At 41.7% G+C, this 16,022-nt stretch carries 28 protein-coding genes; 12 read left to right on the top strand and 16 right to left on the bottom strand.

The window, feature by feature from the left end:
* Nucleotides 1-91: 91 nt before the first annotated feature.
* The 5 genes from ACPZ3T_RS08580 to ACPZ3T_RS08600 all read left to right on the top strand — a co-directional run bounded on the left by ACPZ3T_RS08580 (nt 92) and on the right by ACPZ3T_RS08600 (nt 3,059).
* Entirely contained in the window at nt 92-409 is a 318-nt protein-coding gene (locus ACPZ3T_RS08580) for a hypothetical protein (RefSeq protein ID WP_490275249.1), read from the top strand.
* Between the two features lie 114 nt (nt 410-523).
* On the top strand, nt 524-772 hold the full coding sequence (locus ACPZ3T_RS08585; protein WP_490275251.1) for a hypothetical protein: 249 nt from the start codon (nt 524-526) through the stop codon (nt 770-772).
* The gene (locus tag ACPZ3T_RS08590) at nt 769-1,170 is read left to right on the top strand and encodes a hypothetical protein (protein ID WP_490275253.1); all 402 of its coding nucleotides are present in this window, start codon (nt 769-771) and stop codon (nt 1,168-1,170) included. The genes ACPZ3T_RS08585 and ACPZ3T_RS08590 overlap by 4 nt, the downstream gene beginning before the upstream one ends.
* Complete coding sequence (locus tag ACPZ3T_RS08595; protein WP_490275255.1) at nt 1,163-1,399, top strand: hypothetical protein; 237 nt, start codon at nt 1,163-1,165, stop codon at nt 1,397-1,399. The genes ACPZ3T_RS08590 and ACPZ3T_RS08595 overlap by 8 nt, the downstream gene beginning before the upstream one ends.
* A 295-nt stretch (nt 1,400-1,694) precedes the next feature.
* On the top strand, nt 1,695-3,059 hold the full coding sequence (locus tag ACPZ3T_RS08600; RefSeq protein ID WP_490275257.1) for an IS110 family transposase: 1,365 nt from the start codon (nt 1,695-1,697) through the stop codon (nt 3,057-3,059).
* A gap of 89 nt (nt 3,060-3,148) precedes the next feature.
* Here the strand turns inward: ACPZ3T_RS08600 and ACPZ3T_RS08605 are convergent, their stop codons facing one another.
* The 12 genes from ACPZ3T_RS08605 to ACPZ3T_RS08660 all read right to left on the bottom strand — a co-directional run bounded on the left by ACPZ3T_RS08605 (nt 3,149) and on the right by ACPZ3T_RS08660 (nt 10,535).
* A complete protein-coding gene (locus ACPZ3T_RS08605; protein ID WP_490275213.1) occupies nt 3,149-3,514 on the bottom strand; it encodes a hypothetical protein in 366 nt (121 codons plus the stop codon).
* Nucleotides 3,511-3,987 carry a hypothetical protein gene (locus ACPZ3T_RS08610; protein ID WP_490275215.1) on the bottom strand — a complete coding sequence of 159 codons (477 nt, stop codon included), beginning with the start codon at nt 3,985-3,987 and terminating at the stop codon, nt 3,511-3,513. Before ACPZ3T_RS08610 ends, ACPZ3T_RS08605 begins: the two co-directional genes overlap by 4 nt.
* Nucleotides 3,984-4,241, bottom strand: coding sequence for a hypothetical protein (locus ACPZ3T_RS08615; protein ID WP_490275216.1), 258 nt, complete (start codon nt 4,239-4,241; stop codon nt 3,984-3,986). Before ACPZ3T_RS08615 ends, ACPZ3T_RS08610 begins: the two co-directional genes overlap by 4 nt.
* The gene (locus ACPZ3T_RS08620) at nt 4,241-4,837 is read right to left on the bottom strand and encodes a hypothetical protein (protein ID WP_490275218.1); all 597 of its coding nucleotides are present in this window, start codon (nt 4,835-4,837) and stop codon (nt 4,241-4,243) included. Before ACPZ3T_RS08620 ends, ACPZ3T_RS08615 begins: the two co-directional genes overlap by 1 nt.
* A 111-nt stretch (nt 4,838-4,948) precedes the next feature.
* Nucleotides 4,949-5,764 carry a hypothetical protein gene (locus tag ACPZ3T_RS08625; RefSeq protein ID WP_490275220.1) on the bottom strand — a complete coding sequence of 272 codons (816 nt, stop codon included), beginning with the start codon at nt 5,762-5,764 and terminating at the stop codon, nt 4,949-4,951.
* Complete coding sequence (locus ACPZ3T_RS08630) at nt 5,761-6,075, bottom strand: hypothetical protein (protein WP_490275222.1); 315 nt, start codon at nt 6,073-6,075, stop codon at nt 5,761-5,763. Before ACPZ3T_RS08630 ends, ACPZ3T_RS08625 begins: the two co-directional genes overlap by 4 nt.
* Complete coding sequence (locus tag ACPZ3T_RS08635; RefSeq protein ID WP_490275224.1) at nt 6,068-6,535, bottom strand: hypothetical protein; 468 nt, start codon at nt 6,533-6,535, stop codon at nt 6,068-6,070. The genes ACPZ3T_RS08630 and ACPZ3T_RS08635 overlap by 8 nt, the downstream gene beginning before the upstream one ends.
* Entirely contained in the window at nt 6,528-8,594 is a 2,067-nt protein-coding gene (locus tag ACPZ3T_RS08640) for a collagen-like triple helix repeat-containing protein (protein WP_490275226.1), read from the bottom strand. The genes ACPZ3T_RS08635 and ACPZ3T_RS08640 overlap by 8 nt, the downstream gene beginning before the upstream one ends.
* Nucleotides 8,587-9,162: a hypothetical protein gene (locus ACPZ3T_RS08645; protein ID WP_490275228.1), complete on the bottom strand. Its 576-nt coding sequence runs from the start codon at nt 9,160-9,162 to the stop codon at nt 8,587-8,589. The genes ACPZ3T_RS08640 and ACPZ3T_RS08645 overlap by 8 nt, the downstream gene beginning before the upstream one ends.
* On the bottom strand, nt 9,162-9,809 hold the full coding sequence (locus tag ACPZ3T_RS08650) for a hypothetical protein (RefSeq protein ID WP_490275230.1): 648 nt from the start codon (nt 9,807-9,809) through the stop codon (nt 9,162-9,164). Before ACPZ3T_RS08650 ends, ACPZ3T_RS08645 begins: the two co-directional genes overlap by 1 nt.
* Complete coding sequence (locus tag ACPZ3T_RS08655; RefSeq protein ID WP_490275232.1) at nt 9,799-10,158, bottom strand: hypothetical protein; 360 nt, start codon at nt 10,156-10,158, stop codon at nt 9,799-9,801. The genes ACPZ3T_RS08650 and ACPZ3T_RS08655 overlap by 11 nt, the downstream gene beginning before the upstream one ends.
* Nucleotides 10,158-10,535: a hypothetical protein gene (locus ACPZ3T_RS08660; protein ID WP_490275234.1), complete on the bottom strand. Its 378-nt coding sequence runs from the start codon at nt 10,533-10,535 to the stop codon at nt 10,158-10,160. The genes ACPZ3T_RS08655 and ACPZ3T_RS08660 overlap by 1 nt, the downstream gene beginning before the upstream one ends.
* A gap of 173 nt (nt 10,536-10,708) precedes the next feature.
* Here ACPZ3T_RS08660 and ACPZ3T_RS08665 point away from each other — a divergent pair, with 173 nt between their 5' ends.
* Together ACPZ3T_RS08665 and ACPZ3T_RS08670 are read left to right on the top strand one after the other, a co-directional pair.
* Complete coding sequence (locus ACPZ3T_RS08665) at nt 10,709-11,290, top strand: tyrosine-type recombinase/integrase (RefSeq protein ID WP_490275236.1); 582 nt, start codon at nt 10,709-10,711, stop codon at nt 11,288-11,290.
* The gene (locus ACPZ3T_RS08670; RefSeq protein ID WP_490275238.1) at nt 11,287-11,433 is read left to right on the top strand and encodes a hypothetical protein; all 147 of its coding nucleotides are present in this window, start codon (nt 11,287-11,289) and stop codon (nt 11,431-11,433) included. The genes ACPZ3T_RS08665 and ACPZ3T_RS08670 overlap by 4 nt, the downstream gene beginning before the upstream one ends.
* Nucleotides 11,434-11,899: 466 nt before the next feature.
* Here ACPZ3T_RS08670 and ACPZ3T_RS08675 read toward each other — a convergent pair whose 3' ends face one another.
* The 4 genes from ACPZ3T_RS08675 to ACPZ3T_RS08690 all read right to left on the bottom strand — a co-directional run bounded on the left by ACPZ3T_RS08675 (nt 11,900) and on the right by ACPZ3T_RS08690 (nt 13,863).
* Nucleotides 11,900-12,334 carry a hypothetical protein gene (locus ACPZ3T_RS08675; protein WP_490275240.1) on the bottom strand — a complete coding sequence of 145 codons (435 nt, stop codon included), beginning with the start codon at nt 12,332-12,334 and terminating at the stop codon, nt 11,900-11,902.
* Nucleotides 12,331-12,975: a hypothetical protein gene (locus ACPZ3T_RS08680; protein WP_490275241.1), complete on the bottom strand. Its 645-nt coding sequence runs from the start codon at nt 12,973-12,975 to the stop codon at nt 12,331-12,333. Before ACPZ3T_RS08680 ends, ACPZ3T_RS08675 begins: the two co-directional genes overlap by 4 nt.
* Before the next feature lie 42 nt (nt 12,976-13,017).
* Nucleotides 13,018-13,347, bottom strand: a complete 330-nt coding sequence (locus ACPZ3T_RS08685) for a hypothetical protein (protein ID WP_490275243.1) — start codon at nt 13,345-13,347, stop codon at nt 13,018-13,020.
* 132 nt (nt 13,348-13,479) lie between these two features.
* On the bottom strand, nt 13,480-13,863 hold the full coding sequence (locus ACPZ3T_RS08690; RefSeq protein WP_490275245.1) for a hypothetical protein: 384 nt from the start codon (nt 13,861-13,863) through the stop codon (nt 13,480-13,482).
* A gap of 549 nt (nt 13,864-14,412) precedes the next feature.
* Between ACPZ3T_RS08690 and ACPZ3T_RS08695 the strand changes: the two genes are divergently transcribed.
* The 5 genes from ACPZ3T_RS08695 (at nt 14,413) to ACPZ3T_RS08715 (ending at nt 16,002) form a co-directional block, all read left to right on the top strand.
* Complete coding sequence (locus tag ACPZ3T_RS08695) at nt 14,413-14,595, top strand: hypothetical protein (protein ID WP_490275247.1); 183 nt, start codon at nt 14,413-14,415, stop codon at nt 14,593-14,595.
* Nucleotides 14,596-14,694: 99 nt separating this feature from the next.
* Nucleotides 14,695-15,012, top strand: coding sequence for a hypothetical protein (locus ACPZ3T_RS08700; RefSeq protein WP_490275249.1), 318 nt, complete (start codon nt 14,695-14,697; stop codon nt 15,010-15,012).
* A gap of 114 nt (nt 15,013-15,126) precedes the next feature.
* A complete protein-coding gene (locus tag ACPZ3T_RS08705; RefSeq protein ID WP_490275251.1) occupies nt 15,127-15,375 on the top strand; it encodes a hypothetical protein in 249 nt (82 codons plus the stop codon).
* Nucleotides 15,372-15,773, top strand: a complete 402-nt coding sequence (locus tag ACPZ3T_RS08710) for a hypothetical protein (protein ID WP_490275253.1) — start codon at nt 15,372-15,374, stop codon at nt 15,771-15,773. The genes ACPZ3T_RS08705 and ACPZ3T_RS08710 overlap by 4 nt, the downstream gene beginning before the upstream one ends.
* Nucleotides 15,766-16,002: a hypothetical protein gene (locus ACPZ3T_RS08715; protein WP_490275255.1), complete on the top strand. Its 237-nt coding sequence runs from the start codon at nt 15,766-15,768 to the stop codon at nt 16,000-16,002. The genes ACPZ3T_RS08710 and ACPZ3T_RS08715 overlap by 8 nt, the downstream gene beginning before the upstream one ends.
* Nucleotides 16,003-16,022 lie beyond the last annotated feature (20 nt).

The raw sequence follows: 16,022 nt of genomic DNA on the forward strand, positions 1-16,022 counted from the left end.
CAAAATTTCAAAAGCGAGCGCACTAGGAGCATCGAAGTGCGATCGCTTTCAGAGTCGGAACGTCTACCAAGTAAAAATTAGCACAAACAATATGCAAATCAAAACCATTAGTTATCAACGAGTTCTCAACTTGGGGAACTACGAGTCTAAGAGATTAGAACTGTTTGCTGAAGTTTTCGAGACAGATGACGTAGAAGAACAAATCTCACGTCTTGCGGAAATGGTTGAACGCAAAATCCGAGAAGATGCTAGCCAAAAAATTCAACAGGAAATCAGGCAGCTTAGACAGGAGTTACGCGAACTTCAAAAACAAGTAACCGCAGTTAAATCACCCGTATCGGAGATTGATAACATCCCTTTTGACTCTGGGGCAACGTCCCCGGATAACGATACCGTTGGCAGTTTCTAACTACTGATATTTTTTTGAAGCGATGGCAAAAGCCATCGCTTTCGTGCGATCGCACTGCTTGGATTTGGAGGAGTGCGATCGCTAAAATTCCGAATCCACAGCGACGTAGATTCTATGCAAATCATATCAGTTCCTACAGTGTTTACCTGCAAAACACCCACCGCCGGTTGGTTAAATCTAGCCCAAGTCCGCCAAGTGCAGTTTGAGGAGTTACCCAACCCCATCGCTGTCATCACCTGGCACAACGGTGAACAGCAAACTTTCTTTGGTGAAAATGCCACAGCCATTCGTGACACCTGGCTAGAAGCTGCTGACCGTTGCACCTGTTCCAATCACCGAGTCAAAAACCGTAGAAATTTATGACCGAGAAAAAAATTACTGAAGTTCACAACGCTGTGACTATTTACGGACTAAATGAAGACGGTTCGCAAGCAGAACAGCCACTTATGACATTTTATCGTCCCCAAGATTGGGGCAATCCCCAGCGTTGGCATTATGAATTTTTCAAACTGGAATGGCACAGAGAAAAAGAAATTTTTATTAACAACTGCCACTGCTGGACTGACTTAAAAAATCCCGAAGGTGGATATGTTCAACTATTTGCCCAAGGGATAGCCATGATTTTAATTCCTGGTAGTCCGCCTCAAGAATGTGGACGTGACTATTTACGTGGTGATGATTTTTGGTCAACTAAATGGGGAAAAATGCCACCTTACTACGACCCAAGCGAAGAATATGACGATGAGGACATTTATGAATAAAGATAATTCTCAATTTTTAATTAACAAAGAACACTATGTGGTTAACACATTAGCAATGGCAATTGCCATCAAGTATCTTTGTTATGCCACAAATCAACCTGATACCTATTGGGTTGCAAGAATCGCTAACGAAGCCAATGAGCAATGTGATCAATTAACTCCTGAACAGATTGAAAAAAGTGTTGAGGCTTACTACCTGGAACGAGATTTAGACCATCCGCCCGCCTGATGATGGCTACCTGACTCAGTAGCCGAAACGCTGACAAATTGTCAGCGTCGCGGATTGAGTCCAAATCAATTCCGCAAATTAGTTAGAGAAAGTGCAGCGTCAAGAGTGAATTGCGCTCCTACAGTGAGGCGTTTCTGTGTTCATGCGCGGCTTTTCTCTTACTAATTCCCCGAATTGCGTTTACTCCTGAATCGCGCCCCTGTTATGTGGGGCGTTAGGGTGATTCGTGCGCTCTTAAGTTCGGGTTTACTAAAGGATGCCAGTCCTGAAAACCACCTTATTTTTTCGCAGAACCATGACAATTCAATTAAAGATTTTGGGAATTGATGTTAGCAAAAACAGCATAACAACCCATATTTTAACACAATATCCCAAAGGAGGATTGCAAAATCATTGGAATAAAACAAGGAATAAAGCATCAAGCTTATACCCTGCTTTTTATTCCAATCCAGATGTTATAAAAAAGCAAAAATCAGCTTTTGATTTTGCAAATTACTTAATAGAAACCAAACCAGATTTTGCAATTATTGAGCCAACAGGAAATCATTATTCTAGACTGTGGGCATCTATTCTTAAAAAGTTAGAAATTAAAATTTTATGGGTTGGTCACGTTGAACTCAGGCGTTACCGTGGTGGCAAAAATTTACCGAATAAATCCGATGCTGCCGATGCTTTGGCTATGGCCGCTTACGGTCACGACCCAGATCATCTACTCGAAAATGGTAAATTGAACATGAGATATTTTCTCATGCACCAACCCGAACTTATAGATGAACTCCGCGACCTCTGCCAGCAACTTGAACACCTCAACCGTGTTCAGTCGCCAATTGTGAATTATGCCCGGCAACTTCTGGCCTGGCAGTTCCCAGAAGTTGCTAACACTAGAAGTAAATCTACTAAGCCAGGGTTACTCCCACCGCTTTGGGCTTGGTTGGCGAAAAGGCTGGAAATTTCACCCGCCGGAAAAACCAGGATAGAAAACCGCTATAAAATATCCATTGCCCGTGATTACGGCATTGAGATAGACCCAATTTTAGAACTCCATGCTCAGTGGATGTGTGACATCTCACTTTATGAGCAGCATCTTGAAGGCAGAATTAGAGAAATACTTACTCAATCAGCCTTTGCGCCTTACATGAAAGTGTTTGATAAATTTGGTTTTGGGTTACGAGTGCGATCGCGTTTACTTACCAGAATCTACCCTTTTGAATCATTTTTAGGGGTCGATGGCAGGCCTGTTATTGAGTATGAAGTCAGAGAAGTCAAAAAAACTGAGCGCGATCGTAAAAATGGTGAAACCGTTGTTAAACGACTTGCTGGTGAAACCAAACGAATCAAGCGCAACCGTAGCCGCGATACTTTCAAAATGCGCCTAGGCATGGGTACAACCCTTGAGCAGTCCGGTGATGGTTTAGTTGAAAAAGCTAGTGGTTCTTCACTGTGTAGAATTTCACTTTGGCAGTACATCTTAACTGGTGTAGAAACTGGACGATTACCAGATAATGAACTAACCAAAGAACTGCTCAACTACCGCGATTCACTCAAAGCTAACGTTACAGAACAAGGTGAGAAACTGCTAAACGGTAAGCATATTCAAGGCAAGTTAATGAGTAAAGTAACAAACTTACTGTTTAGTGAATTGTGTAAAGTAGTTCATTAAATTTACGTTACGTTGTTTGTTGACCCTTCATGATCATGAAGGGTCTTGAAATTGTAGAAGAATTTCCGTTACCCTGAATCCCCAGCGAGTTAAAACTGATCGTCCCGGATCTGAAAATTCGACTCCTTACCGAGAAACCCGGCTATCTGCTTAATCCAGTTAGCCAAGCGGTTAAATTTATGCTCAATTCGCTTATCGGTATCATTTAGCCGATATTCGAGAAACTGTTTTTTCTCGCTATATTCAGTCAAATGTACATCTATTTTTTTCTCAGTGGTGTACAGCCGATCTACAAAATTTTCTTTTAGATGATCAATCGCTGTTAGTAAATCATTCTCTACTTTGGCAATCCGAGCATTAATATTAGATTCGATTTGGGCTAATCGGTAAATCGCCCCCACCACAGTTAAAAGCCCTATAAGAATAGTGAGAGCGTTGTTAATATCAATCTTCATAGTGAATCAATTTTTGATTCAATGCGTGTTAATGTCGGTTGGATATCCTGAGTTAATAATTGCTCAACAGAGTCATAATCAATACCGATATATTTCCAAACGATGAGACTGACGCTAGTAAACCATTTGGGAACATCGAACGAGATAGCATAGTTAGGCGTTAACTTAGGAAAAGTAATCAGCTTGATTCTGTTAAGAAAAATCTTGCGCGTAGAGACTTCATCAGCTTCTGGAGTTCCCCCAACAGTCAAGCCTAAATTAAATTCTTGGTGAAGATAACCCGCAAAATTCCAGCTTCGCCCCTCTGGAATTTCTGTTGTAATGTAGACTGCTAAAACGTGAGCATCTATCAAAACGGGAACTGTGATTTTAGGAATAACGGCATGAACAGTAGGGGTAATCCAAACCGCCGCAACTGAAGTGTTATATATTTGTTCCCAGTTGTCGGCGTTGCTTAGTTGTAAAGTTCTCACGTTCGCCTCATTAGTAAAGCCATGTGATCCTCAACTTCGCCAACAAAGCCATAAGGGTTAATGCCGTAATGATCTAACAGTTCAAAGTATGTGTAATCGTCTAATTGCCCTTTCAGCCATTGATCAGCCGATTCATTAACTTTCAGCATTCCTTGAACTGTAGATTCATCCGCATCCCAATCAACAGAAACAGTCAGTAAATCCCCAATGTCTTGAGGAATCCATAGTGAATTATTGTCGGATGCGATAGACATTACACACCTTCTGGAACGAAACGATAACGGCTCGCAGCAGCGTTATCAGAGCCAGTAAATAAGCCAATAAATGCTGGCTTTTCTTTAATGGCTTGGACTACGCTGTCATAAGTATCAGCCGCCAGCTTTTTACCAAAATTAGCGGTAACAGAATCATTTTCGTGTCTAAAGTATTTTCTGCCTGTGATTCTAGATGATTCTTTAGTCTCAGCAGTCTGTACCCTTTGTATAATTGTTACTTTTGCAAATTTGAATTTTTTCGCACTTTCTAAGATATTCGGTGTGGTAAGTGCAGCTACTTCTTGAGTGCTAAAGGTGTATTCATCAACAATACCTTTGAGCGTGGTAGCTAACGCAGCACCTCTACCATTTTGAGTGGCACTGAGTAAACGGGTAGGAAGATAAACAAGTGATGCGCCACTGGCATCAAACGGGATAATATACCCAGGAACTCGTTCTGCTTTTGCCCGGTTCGCCGGAGTTGTAATTGCGGCGTAAGCGGCCTGTCTAGCTTCAGTATCTTTTTGCAGCCATTGCATATACCTAGCGTGATCCTGAGCCAATTTCACACCACGACTAATATCTGAATAAGCCATATTATTTTTTGTTGAGTTTTATGTACAATCCAACCATAGCAATGGTTTTTGATTGGTTTTTACCAGTGGGAAGTTAACTTGTCGAAAAAATTTTTACTTGATAAAAAACCATTACACATTTTCTAGTGCGTTGCGTAGTCGTCTACCAACAGAGACTAAATTAACCGGCTTGACTCGTCCTGGAATAATTAATTGAGCATGGGTAAACTTCACGTCAGCAGTCGGGCGTTGTCGAAATTTTTCTGTAGACTTCCCGTAAATTATATGAGTTCCTGGATTGGTGGGAAATTCTTTAGTATTTTCTATAAATTGAAAATTGTTATCACTGTAAGTCTTATCAACAATTTTTAATACACTTTGTACTGTACTAATCCCTTCACTTTTAGATATACATAATAAACGTAAATCAAAACCATTCTCCAAGTCTAAATAAGTGCATTTATATTTACCTTTCTTCCAAATTAATGGCGGTGTAGCAAATTCCGCTTTAATTTCACGGGCGTATTCTGCTGCATCAGTTGGCATAATAGTTGCAGCAGTTCTGTTCATGATTCTAAAGCTGATTTCACCCCGCACTTGCTCTGTGCCGTCACTATGTTTTGTGATGTCATAAGGTTCTTTAAAATACAGTTTGATTTGTGGTCTAAACTTGGTTTCTCTTTGAAATTCCTGTACAGGTATACCGTAAATTGGGGCTTGAACTGATTGCAGTCGGCCAGCCGTCACCTCAAATAACCACATTCTCATGAGGGTCATTGTTGATGTGTCTTCATCCTTCATGGTGCAAGCGTGACGCAATCCCTCTTTCGGGGTTTCGATACTATTTTCTTTTTGATTGTTGAAGTATTGCGCGACGGCTTTATTGTGCCAGCGTCGGAGGGTATCTTGCAAAAATTCCCATTCATTAAAATTCTCTGGTAGGGTCATGTTAAACCCCCTATAAGCTTCATTAAGTCGTCATAAGTATCTTGAGAAATTTTCACCCCTCCGACATCAGCCACAAACCTAGAAAACTTAAACATTCCATTTTCTATTTTTTCTGTAGTGCCTGTGTAGTGCTTAACTTTATAGACAGGGATATCAAGGCTTGGGGTTTTAACTACTCCTAAAAATTCCTCTACTGTTCTAGTTGCTGGAGTTGCAGAGTTTTTATAGACATTGAGAATTACAGAGTCAATCAACTCACGCTTTCTTCTGTCTTCCTCTGCCTTTAATTGCGCTTCCGAAAGTTTATTCATCTGGATTTAAATCCCCCTGTAATGCTTCTGTTAAATAAGCAAGGGTTCGGTTTAAATATTCGTCCAGGTAGTCTAACCGTAGATTTTGACCCGTGAAGGTTAAAGTAACAGTTGGAGCTAATTCGGATCTATCGACTTGAATTAAACATTCCCCCTCTGGAGTTGTACCAAAAGCCCCCACAACATTAGGAATGGGGACTGTATTCAACCCTGCTATCGGGTTGACATCACTGTTGACTGAATTTAATAAATAGTTAAATAATCGGTTAAATGTTGCTATAGCAAAGGCTAGCTTTACTCCGGTAACACTGATTTCAAAGGTACAAAATCTCCCCCCTGTTTCCGCTATTCCATTAATAGAAATTGCATCGAAATTAGTAAAAGTGTTGAACTTTAAAAAGACTTCCGGTAAGTCGGATTTTAGCTTTGTAGTGGTTGTAGTTTCGCCTGTGTTAACCATTGGGTGTGGGGTTCTCCTCTATTTCATCGGGTTCTAGGTCAGCTTCTACCATTTCCTGTCCGACAGATGCTAGTTTGCTGGCTTCTACTTGGGTTTTAATATTGACTGCTTCTGGAACAGTAGGACTTGGTTTACTGCCTTCGTCACCTTTTAAATTTTTATCAAGGTCAGCTTTTAATGTTCCTAGTTGACCAATTGTTTCTTTGACGCTTAATGTTTCACTAGCCACGCTATTAACGTGACTAACTACAGTTTCAGCAGTTTCTAAACCAGTAAAAAATCTGTTTTGAAAATTGGGTTGAGGGTTCATGAAGTTGTAAGCTTTATCGCTAACTTCGCCCCAAATCCTAAGAGCATTTCCTATCTTGGCGACATTACCGCCAACTACTTGTAATGCGTTGATAATGCTTTGTCCTATAGATTGAACAGCATTTAATAAGTTGGCTGATGCTTGATAAATTCTGCTGGCTCTATTCCATGTATCGGAAGCCGCTTTAAATTGTGCTTCTCCTATTACTCCAATAACTAAACCTTTAATAGCGTTATTTATTAACACGCCTGTCCCAACTTCTTCGCCTTGGGCATTTTTAATGTTGATTCCAAACACCTTAAGAACTACGTCAACTGTTGCAAAAAGAGTTTCACCCAAACTACGGCTTAACATCAGCGCATTATGTATGGTCGTAGCTAAAATCAGGTAATTACTAATAGCTTGGGTTAATTGATTGTTTGCTATGCTATTCACCGCCCCGCTAATACCATTTTTAAGCTGACTACCAAGCTTAGTATTAATACCGTTTACCGTGTTTGTTAGATTCGCAATACCTAAACCATTTAAAAAGTTAGAGAGATTATTAAAACCATTTTGAATGGTATTGTTAGTTTGATTGTGGAGGTTGTGGAGACACCCTCCCGGTTTTGTTGTGCTACAAGTTCCAGTAGCGGCGGCTTGTGTAGCTTGCGAATAGCTCAAGGGGGCTGGTCTTGCCACTAGTGCAGGAATAAATGCTGCGTTGGTAGCGATTTGTTTTAATAAAGCCTTCGATTGTGCGTCCATCTCTGCATCTTGTCCTTTTTCGCCCTTTTCACCTTTCTGGCCTCTTAAACCTTGGAAACCTCTTGCACCCCTTAAGCCTTGTAAGCCTATCTCCCCTCTTTGCCCCATCGCTCCGGGGATGCCCTGTATTCCCTGTATCCCCTGCAATCCTCTTTCACCGCGATCGCCTTTTTCACCTTTACGCCCGGCTGGGATGCTACGAGCAACTCTCATTGCTTCATCGGCTGTATCTATCGCTCTTCTAGCTGTGATAACTGCCGTATTTCCAATTCCTAATGCGTTTTCGGCTGTTGCTGTCGCAGTTGTCGCCATTACTCTGGCTTGATCAGCCGCACTGATTGCGGTGTTAGCTCTAACAGCAGCTTCCCTCGCTTGTTCCCCAGCTTGCCTAGCGAGTGATTGAGCATCAGCAGCTGTAGAGATTGCTTTGTTAGCTACTTCTATCGCTCTATCTGCCTTGGTTCTGGCATCTCCTGCGACAGCTTCGGCATTTCCAGCCTTGAACAATGCTTGATTAGCCGTGCTATCAGCCTTATTCGCTGTACCATTAGCACTGTTGGCAGTAGATTGGGCGTTTTCAGCAATTGCCCTAACTCCTGCAATGGCATTAATTAGCCGTGAAAAATCATTATTAAACCCTGCCAAGCCTCTTTCTACAGCATCAATACGCCGGCCTAAAATTTCAATTCCTGCGATAGAAATTAATATTGCTGCGATCGCGGCTGCTAATGCTGCGACTTTTGCGGCGGCTGCTGCTGCTGTAGATGCGGCGGTGGCGGCGGCTTTCATGGCTGCATTTGCTAGGGCTACCGCGCTATCAATAGATTGCAATAATGGGGCTAATTTAGTAGCAATTAATGTTAATACGGCTGGGATGATTAAAGCTTCCGCTTCTGCTACAGATGCTTTAATTATTCGCCGTTCATCAACAGGCTTAATCTTGGCGATTTCAGCACGTAAAGCCGCTAATTCTGCCCTAATCTCATTACAGCAATCAGCCATTGTTAATTCTCCTGATTGCTGATGTTGCAGCTGCTATTCCTTGCCTAATTTCATTGCAAGGTATACAGCAGTAGCCGGGATACTCAGGGCATTTACATTCAATAGTTCCTGGGGGGCAATTCCCACAAATTACTGTATAACTAATCTCTGTATCGCTTCTATCAGAAAATATTTTTACCCCATCATGTAAAATCCTGATTGCATAATCTTGCGGGGGAATTGGCGGCGGACACCCTCTAGATTTATCTATCTCTACAATCGGGCTAGACAACGGATACCAAACTGAATAACTTCCGTCTGGTTGTGGGTTGTCCCATTCGGGATTACCACAACTCCAAAACTGAATTTCAGAGTTATTGTTTTGAGTACGATAATTGATTACTGTTTGCTCACCACCGTTTGCATATTTGATAGTAAATCCTTCAGCGTTGTAATCTTCGCCTTTGTCGTTTTTTTTGACTCTATCTAAAATCACTTCAATCGGAGCAACTTTAGATTGATAAATTTGTTTACCTTTGGATTGAGAGTAATATTCAACTCTTGGCTTATCGCCTTCATTGCAAAACATTAATAGATGTACTCCCCATATAGTTCTATTTCACCAAGGCATAAATAATAAAAACTATTGCTATTTACGCCTGTCTGTAAAATCCTGAAATGTTTGTAATGGGTGTTAGAAGTAACAGGAATACTCAGCCATTGAGATGCTGCATTAATAGTTGTGTTGTTAACTTGTGTATCAATGTCTTCCCAGTTAACATCATCATTACTTCCCTGGAATTTCCAGTTTCTAAGATAGTGCTGTGTAGTGTTTCTATTCCTTAGTGAGTAATAACTAGGTTTTAACGTGCCAGAAATAAGGAAAACTTTAACCCAACTATTTAAGGCACTCGGTGTATAAAATTCATCTGCTATTCTATTTGTTAGATTTGCCACGCTACCCGCACCAGTTGCACTAGCTGAGATTACAACAGAAGTATTTTGAGGATTGGTGAACGAAACAGTATTTTTGTTAGTACCTAGATAATAAAATAAGCCATTTGTGTCTCCGTCTGATTGATAACTTAAAACCTCTGTGTTTTGGGTTTCTGTTGCGAAATAAGCTTTTAAATCAAAAGCTTTTATTTTTCTAGTTGTTCCTGTTTCTGCATCCCAGCAAAGTATAAAATCATTATCTGTAATTTCTGATATTTCGGGAAATTCGTTAATCTTCATGTTGAGTATTTTTTAAAATAACTAATGTATTTCTAATGCAAAGTGCATTATTGGATTTAACAAACCTGTTGTTCCAATGTAATATTTTCAAATTTTCAAAAGCTTCTGAATTATCAAATTCAATGGGATTATTATTCTCGTCAGTTATTTGCTGATAGTTATCATCTTCTAAGTAACCTGAAAAATTCCTAATAGCATTTAACAAGAGTGCTATCAACAAGGACTCAGCCGTGTTACTAAGCATGGGGGTTAAGCTTGGTAAATCGGCTTTATGAATAACCAATTGAGTGTCATCCTGACTCGCATTTTCACCGAAAATTTGAGCCAGGGTTAAGGGTAGAAGTGTCATTAATAATCGTCTGGATCTATTGCTGTACTTCCGGCTGGTTTATCCATTGCCACGGTTAGCGTATCTTGGCGATAAGTCGCATCACCACGGCTTACAAACGATGGGAGAAAACCGTTACTGATAACAACGCTTTGGTCGCTGTTAGAGTCTTGATTTGTTTGTGTAAGATACTGTTGCGCCTTCAAAAGAATTGCAATTAACAATGATTCAGCCGTATTGGTGGCGGATACTGTTAAACCAGCATCGACTAAATCAGCTTTGGTAATGGTTAAAGTTGTCGCATCTTGTACAGCGTTTGCGCCAAATACTTGAACTAATGTAGGTTCTGCCATATTTCGGATTTTTGATGTAGTGAATAAATCCGTTTTAGTCTGCATTTAAGAATTAGTAAATCTTCCAGTTTTATGTAAAAGCAGAACAATTGCTGAGGACGTAAAAGTATTGATACAGCTAGGATTGATGCACTTTTAGCTGATAGCTAAAAATAAAAATATTCCGATTTAACTTATCACCTTGGTTAAACCGGAATATCAAAAGAGGAAAATTAAAGATGAAAAATAATAGGTGTGGGCAAGCATCTATTCTTACCGACGCTGAATATTCTAAGCTACGACGGCAATTAAAAACTCAAAAATATAAGTTGCTTCTAGATTTAGCTTGGTATACGGGGGAACGATGGGGGGCAATTGTTCAGCTGAAGGTAAGCGATGTTTACAACAGCGATGGTTCACCTCGTGACACTATCACTTTTAGATCATCGACTCGCAAGCGTCGGCCTGATGGTAGCCGGGAAACTCGCCAAGTGCCTGTACATCCCGTTTTGAATGAGTCTTTAGCTTCTTACTCACCACCGGGGGATAGTGTCTGGTTGTTTCCTAGCCGGGACGGTGAAAAGTCGATGACTTGGCGTAATGCCTATGACATTTTGCACCGGGCTTGTGAAAAGGCCGGTTTTTCAGCTAAGGGTATCAGCACTCATTCCACCCGCCGCAGCTTTATAACTAAGCTGCACCGTAACGGTACAAGTCCTTACACGATTAAGAAAATTACCGGACATCGTGATTTTAAGGCTTTGGAGCGTTACATCGATGTTGATGTTGACCAAATTAGAGGAGCGATCGCCACACTATGAATGAACTAATTAATGATTTTTATGTCCAATTCCAACTGGGACGCTATGATCAACCCTATGACTTAGCAAAAGCACTTGAAGAACTTGCTGATAAGGCTTGGGATGAAGCCGAGAAACTATACCCGCAATCTATGATTCCGTGACATAGTGGAGTCTCAGAAGATTTTAAAGCGTTTATTTATGGAAGATGCGATCGCCTTTCAACAGCCGCGATCGCTATTTTTTTTGTTTATAGTTGTAGCTATTAAGTTTTAAAAGTTCTAAAAGGTTTAATTAGCAGCGACCGCGCCGACTAACGCGATCGCTATTTTTTTGTGAGTAAAATTAGACAACAGTAATTTCCTGATCTAGCGATCGCGTTTTGGTGATTTACGCGATCGCATTTTTATAACCTTAATGCCACCTACTATCAATAATATTTTTGCGATAAAAGACTTCTTATTGATAAATGAACGAAAAATCAATACTTTGAACCCCATGTTATAGGCCCACAGCTTCGCGCCGGGAATCAATAATATTATTGAGAATGCTTGACACTAGGGGTATTGGGCATGGGGCATTGGGCATAGGGGACAGGGGGGCAGGGGGGCAGGGGGACATCTCCGAACATTAACCCCGAACATTACGCCAGGAGTGAATAATTTTCTCAATCTCCCTTGGTGATTTCCCAGCCGCGATCGCAATTTCAATTTCTTGTTTCCTGGCAATTGCGATCGCGCTTTTGACATTACCACCGGGTATATGAACATGGTGCAGCTTCCGCCCTGACATCCACAGGTAACGGTAATAATGATGTTCTTTCCCGTAACGAATCACGGTGTACTTTTCTACCCAGTGATTGTGTTCTGGAGCAGATTTAATTGTATCGGTTGTTGCTTGCTCCAGAACATTAGAATAAGGTTTTAATGCTCCCTTAGTTTGCTCCAGAACAGTGTGTGTATTTTTCTGCTGAGTATCTATTTCATCCCAATACGAATCGTAATTAGGGGGTAGGGAATGGGGGGTAGTGAACTGTTGCAGGTCGAATAATGATTGTTGTTTCATAATCCACCCCAAGCCATCATGTCTTCCCAGTAACGCCACTCTAGGCAATCAATCAGCCATCCTTGAGGGTTACGTATTCGCTCTTGGGCTGATCGCAATTTGTAAACCCCAATAGCTAACAGCACATCATCAAGTGAGTAGTTGAAGATTTTGGCAGGTTTTTCAGGGTGATAAAAGATACCTGCTTCAGAACAGACTGCGAGAATCTCCTCACGGGAAGCTGTGTCATTAGAGGAATTGCTGCTGCTGTTAGGGGTGTCATCGGCTGATTGCGGGTTTGAGGGTCGTGAATCGCAATTTTGATGTCGATGGCGTAAATTTTTTTTCGGGTTGAGCCAATCAAGGGGACGTGTAACTATTCGTACAATTCGCCACGTAAATTGTTTGACTATCTGCACCACTCGACAATCAACGAGTTGGGCTAGGGCATCTTTGAGGGTTGGTCTGGTGTATCCTTTGCCCCGGTGCTTTTCTACCCATTGGTTAAATTCTTTCAGGTCTGGTTCTTGCTCATCCCCGATTCCCTGGCGGATTAGCCATTGCCACAGGAGTTTGGCGGCGGGGGTGAGTTTGTTTTCGAGACAGTAAGCGTCATGTGCTTCTGTCCACTGGGTATTTTGTAATTTTGGCTTTCCTGTCATAATCCGAGTAGATAGATGCAAGCCACCCGGTTCAGGGTGGTTTTAACTGCGTCGGCGATCGCGCTCCAGGTCGTGAATAACTTTCTCTAAGTACCAGTTATCTGACTGACCGGGATTTTTTCGCCTCTGTTGTGCTAAAAGTCGCTTGGCGGTGGGAACGTCACCTTTGAGCAAGGTGAGTAAATCGCTTTGTAAGTATCTGTTTCTGGGGTCGGTGCGGTATGAATGGGAGACTCTCCCCTGTGGTCTGCGATTCCACTTGCAAATAAACGCTTGCCACTCGCAACGAACATACTGAAATATGTTGATCAAGGCGACTATGCAGTAATAAATAATCAGAAGATTGAGGAGTAGTTGAATTAGAATTTCCATAGGAATTGAAAGGTAGATGTTCAATTCCACTATGCGAGGAATGTTACCTTAAACACATCGGTAAAGCCTCGCATTTCAATCTTCACGGTTATTTCATAAATCAAAACCGCCCTCACCCATAGGTGGGACGGTTTAAGGCTGTTCTTCTATTTCACCTAAAAGCTTAGTCAGAAGGTTTTCTAACTGTTGCATTCCTTCAATGACTTGGCTACGGTGTAATTCATTTTCTTGTAATCTTGCTTCCAGTCGTTCTTTGTGAGCATCTACATAATTTAAGTGAGCCTGTTGCAACTCTTGGAGTTGCTTAAGGATTTTCCCAATAGTTCCCTGTCCTCCAATAATATTTTCTTCTCTAGTTGAATTTCGCCCCTCGCTATTTGTGTCAAGAACTTCGTTCTGCTCAATCCCATTTGTTGAGCTTTCGTTTGCAACGCTTCCCAGTCCTGAACATTCATTCTCAATGTTGCGTTGACTGTCTTTCTCTCTTGATTTTCGTTTTGCATCCTTGGCCATCATATTCGACTCCTCAATTATTGCACGTGCTTATTCCGGGAGTATGCACGTGCATTTAGTCAGTACCCCTTGACTTATGTTTTTGCACGTGCAATTAATAATAACAGTTCCAATGTATCACGTGCAAAAAAACTGATACTTTAAACACGCTCCCCCCTCACCCTTGCCGATGTGCCTGTGAGGGCAAATTCAGGAGCAAGCACCCACGCCTAGACCTTGCGTGGAAACACCCTCAGCCAAAAGTCACCTGTCAGTGATCAGTCATTGGTCATTGGTAATTAGTCATGGGAGTTTCCCCACTCCCCACACCCCTACACCCGGCGCATTCACTTCACCATCGCGCCACAGATTTTGTTGTTTAGTAAAGGAGAAACAATTTAGACGCAAATCGAACCGACCACACACCATTTTTTATAGGTTTAATAGGTTTTCGCCGGAGATGCCCCCGGCGATTCCTTACGTAGATAAACACTTGATAGCTCGCACACACCAGCACTTGCCAGGTGTACACCTCGTGCTGGTGATTTTTTCAAAATTCAGGAGATTTAATAGATGTCTTACCGCGACGAAATTAGACCTTGGGCAATTTTCCAATACTTGCCCAACGGCAACAATATCTGCGTTGCTCGTCTTCGCACGCGCACTGATGCTGATGCCTACATGAGCATTCTGCGCCAGGGAGGGGGGAGCTTTGCAGTAGTTTTCGACCACCAACCCAAGCCAGAAGTTGTTTAAGGATAACTCAAAATTTCAAAAGCGAGCGCACTAGGAGCATCGAAGTGCGATCGCTTTCAGAGTCGGAACGTCTACCAAGTAAAAATTAGCACAAACAATATGCAAATCAAAACCATTAGTTATCAACGAGTTCTCAACTTGGGGAACTACGAGTCTAAGAGATTAGAACTGTTTGCTGAAGTTTTCGAGACAGATGACGTAGAAGAACAAATCTCACGTCTTGCGGAAATGGTTGAACGCAAAATCCGAGAAGATGCTAGCCAAAAAATTCAACAGGAAATCAGGCAGCTTAGACAGGAGTTACGCGAACTTCAAAAACAAGTAACCGCAGTTAAATCACCCGTATCGGAGATTGATAACATCCCTTTTGACTCTGGGGCAACGTCCCCGGATAACGATACCGTTGGCAGTTTCTAACTACTGATATTTTTTTGAAGCGATGGCAAAAGCCATCGCTTTCGTGCGATCGCACTGCTTGGATTTGGAGGAGTGCGATCGCTAAAATTCCGAATCCACAGCGACGTAGATTCTATGCAAATCATATCAGTTCCTACAGTGTTTACCTGCAAAACACCCACCGCCGGTTGGTTAAATCTAGCCCAAGTCCGCCAAGTGCAGTTTGAGGAGTTACCCAACCCCATCGCTGTCATCACCTGGCACAACGGTGAACAGCAAACTTTCTTTGGTGAAAATGCCACAGCCATTCGTGACACCTGGCTAGAAGCTGCTGACCGTTGCACCTGTTCCAATCACCGAGTCAAAAACCGTAGAAATTTATGACCGAGAAAAAAATTACTGAAGTTCACAACGCTGTGACTATTTACGGACTAAATGAAGACGGTTCGCAAGCAGAACAGCCACTTATGACATTTTATCGTCCCCAAGATTGGGGCAATCCCCAGCGTTGGCATTATGAATTTTTCAAACTGGAATGGCACAGAGAAAAAGAAATTTTTATTAACAACTGCCACTGCTGGACTGACTTAAAAAATCCCGAAGGTGGATATGTTCAACTATTTGCCCAAGGGATAGCCATGATTTTAATTCCTGGTAGTCCGCCTCAAGAATGTGGACGTGACTATTTACGTGGTGATGATTTTTGGTCAACTAAATGGGGAAAAATGCCACCTTACTACGACCCAAGCGAAGAATATGACGATGAGGACATTTATGAATAAAGATAATTCTCAATTTTTAATTAACAAAGAACACTATGTGGTTAACACATTAGCAATGGCAATTGCCATCAAGTATCTTTGTTATGCCACAAATCAACCTGATACCTATTGGGTTGCAAGAATCGCTAACGAAGCCAATGAGCAATGTGATCAATTAACTCCTGAACAGATTGAAAAAAGTGTTGAGGCTTACTACCTGGAACGAGATTTAGACCATCCGCCCGCCTGATGATGGCTACCTGACTCAGT

Source organism: Aliinostoc maniaoense (assembly GCF_058172895.1).